A 6,748-nucleotide genomic window follows, 5' to 3' on the forward strand; every position below is an offset into this window, starting at 1 on the left:
CGCCGATGGTACTGCAGGGGGGACCCTGTGGGAGAGTAGGACGCCGCCGAACAATCATTGTGGGAAAGCCCCGCACCTTCTGGTGCGGGGCTTTTCTGCATTCACGGGCCGGTTCCGGGGGTCGGCTGGGTATCCTGGCCCAGCGTTCCTCTGGAGGACACGATGACAGCACAGCAGTGTGAAGACGGCGGGCCTCTCATCCCCCAGCCGGCGATGACGCGGGAAGCCCTCCGGGACGCCGTGCGCCGGATCGACATGGCGAACCTGGCCGTGCTCGACAGGGAATGCAACGAAGCCTTCGACCGTGCCGCGGAGACCGGCGCGATCAACCCCCTGCGGTTCTTCCTGATCAAGTGGGCCACGCACGTGGCGATCCACCGCTGGCCGGCGCGCTCGGCGGCGCTGCACGAGGCGGAACGCATCGCGGGCGACCCGGACGCGACCGAAGAGCAGTTCCGCGCCGCCATGGAGACCAGCAGCCGCATCCTCGCCGAGGCCCAGCGCGAGATCGGGCAGTGACCCCGCGGGGCGAGGGCGTGGAGAACGACAGCGGCTGGGCGTGGGAGTGCGACCCCAGCCGGGTGTGGGTACTCGGCGACATGCCGCAGACGCAACTGGAACTGGTCGGTGCCGTCATGGACGGCCTGGTCGACCTCGCCTCGATGGCGATCGACCCCAAGGGCGGCAGCCTCTACGAAGACCCCCACCCGATGCGCCTGCGCACGTACGAGGACGAGCACCTCATGGTCTGGTACCAGACCATCCCGCACCGCAGCCGGGTGTACCTCAAGCGCGTCAACCTCTGAGACCCCCGACTGCAGCCGCCGGCCGACCCGTTGCGGGGCAGGCCGTGCAGGAACTCGTCGGACTCGTGCCCATCTGGCACGTAGGCCGCGAGCGCCAGCGCCTCCAGTCCTCCCCGAGGCCCGAACCCTGACGAACGGCTCGGCAGCGTGTGCTGAACCTCCACGGCGGCGTGCGCCCGGAAATGGTGGCGACCGCCAACGCCTCGTACTCCGACATGACCTTCGGCCACATCGCGTTCCGGGGCAGGACGCCGACGAGCACGACGAGAATCGACGGCCGGCACACTCGACCGACGTGCCAGTCGGGTGCACGCTCCCGGGCTGGGTTCCTTGCCCCCCGTGCGATCCGGGCCGCCGGCCGGAGCGGCCGCACGCAGCGCCGCGTCGACCCGGCGGTTGCTGGTCCTGGCCGCTGCGACGGCCGGCCACATACAGGACGGCAAGCCGTTCGACGTGAGGAGCAGGCCGGCGACGTTCCCGATCGCCGGGCGGAGCGCGAGCCCGAGCAGCAACCGATCCCGAAAGACGTGCGAGGCGTCGTCCCACGCCTGCCGAAACAGCCCTTCGCGGACCTCTGGCACGGACTGGGGCATGGCGGGCAGCTTACGTACGATCAGTGCGAAGAGCATGAACGAGCCCGCGTGGGCGAGCAGTGCAACCGGCCCGCCCGAGCGCGAGCAGGGCACTGCCCGTAGGACGGTGGCCCCGCGAAGCCGGACGTGGTGGTCCGGGAGCCGCGGCGGCAGCCCCGGGATCGCAAGCACCACCGCACGCGCCACATCCGAGCACTCTGAAGAGCAGCCATGGCAGCGTGCCGGCGGCCGTAGCGACGGCGAGTGCCATCGGCTTCCGCGGCAGCGTCACGCGAGGAGCGGTAGGCGGCAGGCGTCGTCCCGTGACCGAGCGAGGAGATCGTCTGCGCGGTCCACAGCCGCCCGGACCCGTTCGGCAGCTTCGAAGGGCCGAGGTCACTCGGCGGTCCCCCGGCCTGCTCTCGCAGCGCCGGGTGGAACAGTGCGAAAGACAGCTCCCGGTACTCGTCCGCCCGTGCCTGCAGCCGCGCCCCAGCTCCGCGAAGTGCTCGTAGGTGAGGCGCAGATGCGTCATCCGCACGTCTCGCTCTCTGTCCACCCGCGTGACTCTGTTGGTTGGTTTCGGCTCTGGTCCACTTCTTGTGGCCGAGTACGCAGCGTGACTGTTGCTCTGCGGTGGATGTCTGACGAAGTCGCCCGAAAATCGCCATGCCTGGGTGGAGTGGGGTCGAGGGTTTTACCCCGTGAACGAAGTACGGTCGCAGCTGGATGAGCTGCTGTTCGGGTCGGTGGAGAACGTGTCGGTGGGGTCGGTCAACGTGGCTGACACCGTCGTGTACGTCGAGGCCCAGACCACGGTCAGTCGGGCAGCATGTCCGAGCTGCGGGTGTTGGTCAGGGCGTATACACGGCTCCTACCTGCGGTTTCCCCGTGACCTGCCAACCGCTGGCAAGCTGGTCGTGGTGTGCGCCGGTTCTTCTGCGCCGAGGCGTCCTGCCCGCGCAAGACCTTTGTCGAACAGGTGCCGGGGCTCACCCGTCGGTTCGGCCGGCGGACGGAGCGGCTGCGTTCGACGCTGGTCTCGGTCGGGCTCGCGCTCGCGGGACGGGCCGGCGCCCGGATGTCGGACGCCTTCGGGGTGCGAGTCAGCCGGAACACCCTGCTGAGGCTCATCTCCTCGCTGCCGGATCCGCCCATCTCCACGCCCCGCGTGGTCGGAGTCGACGAATACGCTCAGCGCAAGGGCCGGATCTACGGAACCGTGCTCGTCGACGTCGAGACCCGCTGCCCAGTGGACCTCTTGCCGAACCGGGAGGCGGACACACTCGCGGCCTGGCTGTCCGAGAGGCCCGGGATCGAGATCATCTGCCGGGACCGCGCCCGCTTCTACGCCGAAGGCGCCACCCGCGGCGCCCCACAGGCTCTTCAGGTCGCTGACAGGTGGCACCTCTGGCACAACCTCGGCGAAGCCGCCGAGAAGTGCGTCTTCCAGCACCGCGCCTGCCTGCGACCAGCACCGAAGCCGCTGGAGGAGCCCCAGCAGGCGTCGGAGGCGCCCGCGTTGTCGCCGTGGCCGACCGGGCACCGGTTCGCTGAACGGACCCGTGCCAAGCATGCAACCGTCCACGCGCTCCTGGCCGCCGGCCACAGCAAGCGATCTATCGCCCGGCAGCTCGGCATGGGGTTCAGCACCGTCCTCCGCTTCGCCCATGCCTCCGAGCCGGAGCAGTTGTTCACCGGGCAGTGGCAAAGCCGCCCCACCAAGCTCGATGCCTTCAAGCCCTACCTTGACGAGCGGTGGCAAGAGGGCTGCACCAACGCCTGGAAGCTATGGGAAGAGATCAAGGAACAGGGATACTCAGATGGCTACGGCAACGTTCGCTCCTACGTCAGCCGGAACCTACGCGGCAAACCGCAGCCCGTCGGCCCCCGACCGCCATCTGCCCGAACCGTCACCCGCTGGATCCTTACTCGTCCCGAAGGACTGACCGAGACAGACCGGATCCAGCTCAAGGACGTACTGGCGAACTGCCCCGCACTGGAAACACTCGCCGGACACGTCCGCTCCTTCGCCCACATGCTCACTCAGTTGCAGGGCCACCAGCTGCCGGCATGGATCGAAGCCGCGACCACCTCCGACCTCCCCAGCCTCCAGCGATTCGCACGGCACCTGGAGCGCGACCTCGACGCCGTCACCGCCGGACTCTCACAGCAGTGGAACTCCGGAGTCGTCGAAGGGCATGTCAACCGGATCAAGATGCTAAAGCGCCAGATGTTCGGCCGGGCCGGCTTCGAACTCCTCCGCAAGCGCGTCCTGCTCTACTCCTGAAAAGGCAGCTCAGAACGCATCGTCGATCAACCCGAAGCCCTCCGGGAACGCCTCCAGGAACTCGCGGCGAGCAGGGTCGTTCTCGGCAGCCGACATCTCCCCAACCAGCGCGATCAGCTCCTGCCGCTGATCTTCCCGCAGGGTGCTGACCACGTGGGCAAAACCCTCCATGACCTTGACGGCGTCATCCTGGTCCATCTGCTCGTCCTCGCTACCGTCGATGAACCACAGGACATCGACCAATGCCTCGGCCAAGGCACGAGTCAGGGAGGGATACGAGGACGTCACAGGGGCCTCCCAGCAAATCAACGGCAGAGTCCGGCCATCCCACCACACCCCACTGACATCACTCACCGCTCGCTTTAGGCCCCATCAGTCGACGCAGCGTTCTGACACCATTCCCCCATGGATTCAACGGGAACGGCGGAGCACCTGATCGAGGCCGAGTGGGCAAAGCTCCTAACTTCAGATCGCGTAGACGGTGATCTGGTGCGGGCCGCCTACGCCGAGCCCAGACTGCGGCAGCTCTTCCCCTGGGTTGGCATGTGGGAGTTGCACTTCAGCCGTTGCACCGAGCATCCCTGCACATGGGATGTGCCCTACATCGCCCCACGACAAGGTGGGGGCTTCGTCGTGGCGGGACCGTCCAGGGTGGAGTCCGTGGGTGAAGCTGACACCGCTGAGGAAGCCGTGGAGATGGTGGCGGACCGCTTGCCTCCAGGCTGCGGTCGAGCAGTCGTCGGCAACAGACACGCCTTCGACGCTGTGAGACAGGAAGGCTGACAAATCAGCGGTCATTCTGCCGACCCGCCAGGTTCCACAAGAAGTGGACCAGAGCCGCAAGTCGCCTACGTAGCCAACCCGCGCCACTTCCAGGACGCCATCGCTGCCGCAACAGCACATCAGGGTCTGCCTCGTCAGGATCAGGCAGCATGATCGCCCGCGCGGCCAGGGCGTCGTACCGCTCGGTGCCCCCCGGAGCTTCCGCGTTCGCACCCCACCTTGACCAGGGCCCGCCCGTTCGAACATCCGCACGTGGTAGCTGGAACTCCCCCCGTCCGCCCACTCGCTCGGCGACCTGTGTGATCGTCGCCGGCTCGAAGCGGAGCCCGGCCATGGACAAGACGTCCGGATCGACCGACCTGCCCCCGCAGCTGGAGGCGTGCCACGCCTTCCGCCGATGACACCTTCGTGGTCCCCGCGCTCGACCGCTACGGCCACGGTCGGCTTGTCGTACCCGTCCTCGCTGACGGGGGCCCACGCGGTCCACTGCGGTCAGACCGGCGCCGACGCCCGGCACGTCGAGCGCAGCGAGCCGCCCGCCGCAGCATGCGCCGCTCCCTGCTGCGGTGTTTCGGCAATCATTCGCCCACCGGCTGCCCCGAGTCCAGAGCAGCCGGGCCACACCCGCGCGGCAGGCCGATGCCCGGAGCTGATTGGGCGCCTGCTCATGGACCCGGGCCTGCCTCTGCGAGCCCGAGTCGCTCGCCGCATCGTCATGCCCTACGCCGGCCGGTCAGCCGAGTGTCCGCCTCACGCCGGTGACACACCCGCGCCGACCAGCAGACCCTTCTCGGCTCGGCGAGCCTCTGTTCCCCCGCTCCCGCTGCGCTGGCGGGACTCTGCTCCGCTGGATCGACAGCCGGGAAACGTGCACGACGCGACCGACCGCGCCTGCCGGTGGCTGTTCACCGGCCGCCCAACCGGGCAACCGCTCCACCCCGACGCCCTGGCGGCTCTCCTCGACCCGGCATCCCGCCCCGGTCGCCGCTGAGGCTCTGGGCTACCACGGTGCTACCGCGGCCAGGAGGCCGCTGTGGTCAGTGGACGGAGCTTCTACTCCGCAGGAAGAGGACTCAGCGACATCTGTCTCAACGCCCGGCGCGTGAAAGTCACGCCAAGCCTCGCCCGGCGAGGACCTCAAGCCGGTCGAAGTCCTCATGCAGCCCCGAACCGTCTCCTCGTGAGAACCGCTGGCGGTGATCGCGGCCACTGCTTTGGTGTCCTCGGCACAGCATGGCGTACCTCCCGGGTGAGCAGGACAAGTGGCCACGCAGGGCCCGCGCCGGCCAGCCCCCCTCGAAGGCGGCCCAGCCCCAGCGACCGTCGAAGCGCCAGGCGCGGCCGAGGACGTCTGCGACTTCGTCGCCCAGCTCGAGCACGCGGTACGGACGCATCACCAGCTCGAAGGTCAAGGGGATGCCGTGGCCGGGATGGATGGTGCAACCAGAACCGTCGAGGTGGCTCCCGTCTTGGAACGCGTTAGAAGACTCGTCTCGGCGGAGGCGGTCAGGGTCCGGGGAGGCATGCGGCAGCCAGGGCGTTTCGAGTGGGGGTCGTGGTGGTCGACGGCCGTGACGTGGACGATGGTGGGTGGCACCCCGACCCGGCAAACGTCTCCGCCTTCAGCTGCTCGGCGGGCGGGTCCGTTCGGAAGGAGCGACGACCCCGTTCCAGTGCGCGCAGTGGTTGTCGCTGTCGATCTCCCACCTCGGCCATCGCACCGCGCGGATTGGTGGCCCACGCGGAGCAGCCGGTTCAACCGGGGACGGTTCCGTGGGCTGGTGGTGTGCCTATCTCACTCTCCGCGGCGGGCCATCGCCCTGATGCGTGTGCGCGCTCGCGGGCGTCTGCACCTCAAGGTTCCGGGGGAGCTCCTCGCGCTGGAGGGGATGGAGGTCGGCGGGCAGGGTCGAGGTTGCGAACGTGGCCCGGGACGTCGGCTGCGCAGCAGGTAACCGAGGGGGCGGGGCGCGGCTGACCAGACGTCTGCGGGCTGTTTTGACTCCTCCTGGGCACGGTTGTAGAGTTGAACAGTTGCCTGGAGCTGACGCGCTCGGCAGCATCCCCCATAACGAAGCACTTCCCATGGGGACTCGACTCTTCAATCGGGAATCGAAGCCGGAGAAATCCGGTGGAAAACTTCTGATAGAGTCGGAATCGCCGGAAAGGGAATCGCGAAAGCGGGAACCTGGAAAGCGCCGAGGAAATCGGGCCCGAAAGAGTCTGATAGAGTCGGAAACGCAGGACAGCAGAACGAAGCCCGGAGGAAAGCCCGAGAGGGTGAGTACAAAGGAAGC

Annotated in this window: 6 protein-coding genes and 1 pseudogene; 4 read left to right on the forward strand and 3 right to left on the reverse strand. The window is 68.2% G+C overall.

From position 1 onward, the window contains the following. Nucleotides 1–162 precede the first annotated feature (162 nt). The 3 genes from IF89_RS0133790 (at nucleotide 163) to IF89_RS38880 (ending at nucleotide 3,668) form a co-directional block, all read left to right on the forward strand. Entirely contained in the window at nucleotides 163–519 is a 357-nt protein-coding gene (locus IF89_RS0133790) for a hypothetical protein (protein WP_030776363.1), read from the forward strand. Beyond that, the gene (locus tag IF89_RS0133795) at nucleotides 516–806 is read left to right on the forward strand and encodes a hypothetical protein (RefSeq protein ID WP_030776365.1); all 291 of its coding nucleotides are present in this window, start codon (nucleotides 516–518) and stop codon (nucleotides 804–806) included. Before IF89_RS0133790 ends, IF89_RS0133795 begins: the two co-directional genes overlap by 4 nt. 1,554 nt (nucleotides 807–2,360) lie before the next feature. Next, nucleotides 2,361–3,668 (forward strand): ISL3 family transposase, encoded by a 1,308-nt coding sequence (locus IF89_RS38880; protein WP_420707000.1) that lies wholly within the window; start codon nucleotides 2,361–2,363, stop codon nucleotides 3,666–3,668. Nucleotides 3,669–3,677: 9 nt separating this feature from the next. Here IF89_RS38880 and IF89_RS0133805 read toward each other — a convergent pair whose 3' ends face one another. After that, on the reverse strand, nucleotides 3,678–3,923 hold the full coding sequence (locus IF89_RS0133805) for a hypothetical protein (protein WP_234327993.1): 246 nt from the start codon (nucleotides 3,921–3,923) through the stop codon (nucleotides 3,678–3,680). 150 nt (nucleotides 3,924–4,073) lie between these two features. Between IF89_RS0133805 and IF89_RS43280 the strand changes: the two genes are divergently transcribed. After that, entirely contained in the window at nucleotides 4,074–4,451 is a 378-nt protein-coding gene (locus tag IF89_RS43280) for a DUF6193 family natural product biosynthesis protein (RefSeq protein WP_199820614.1), read from the forward strand. Nucleotides 4,452–4,557: 106 nt separating this feature from the next. On the opposite strand, the pseudogene IF89_RS48355 reads toward IF89_RS43280, so the two are convergent. Further along, nucleotides 4,558–4,785: pseudogene (locus IF89_RS48355) on the reverse strand (transcriptional regulator); the annotation flags it as partial. 775 nt (nucleotides 4,786–5,560) lie between these two features. After that, complete coding sequence (locus tag IF89_RS41255) at nucleotides 5,561–5,863, reverse strand: hypothetical protein (protein WP_051808054.1); 303 nt, start codon at nucleotides 5,861–5,863, stop codon at nucleotides 5,561–5,563. Nucleotides 5,864–6,748: the final 885 nt, after the last annotated feature.

The organism is Streptomyces sp. NRRL F-2664 (assembly GCF_000719345.1).
GTDB lineage: Bacteria > Actinomycetota > Actinomycetes > Streptomycetales > Streptomycetaceae > Streptomyces.

What these genes read in the sequence shown, in the direction of transcription:
- IF89_RS0133790 (WP_030776363.1), top strand. Translation starts at nt 163, where the DNA reads ATGACAGCACAGCAGTGTGAAGACGGCGGGCCTCTCATCCCCCAGCCG.
- IF89_RS43280 (WP_199820614.1), top strand. Translation starts at nt 4,074, where the DNA reads ATGGATTCAACGGGAACGGCGGAGCACCTGATCGAGGCCGAGTGGGCA.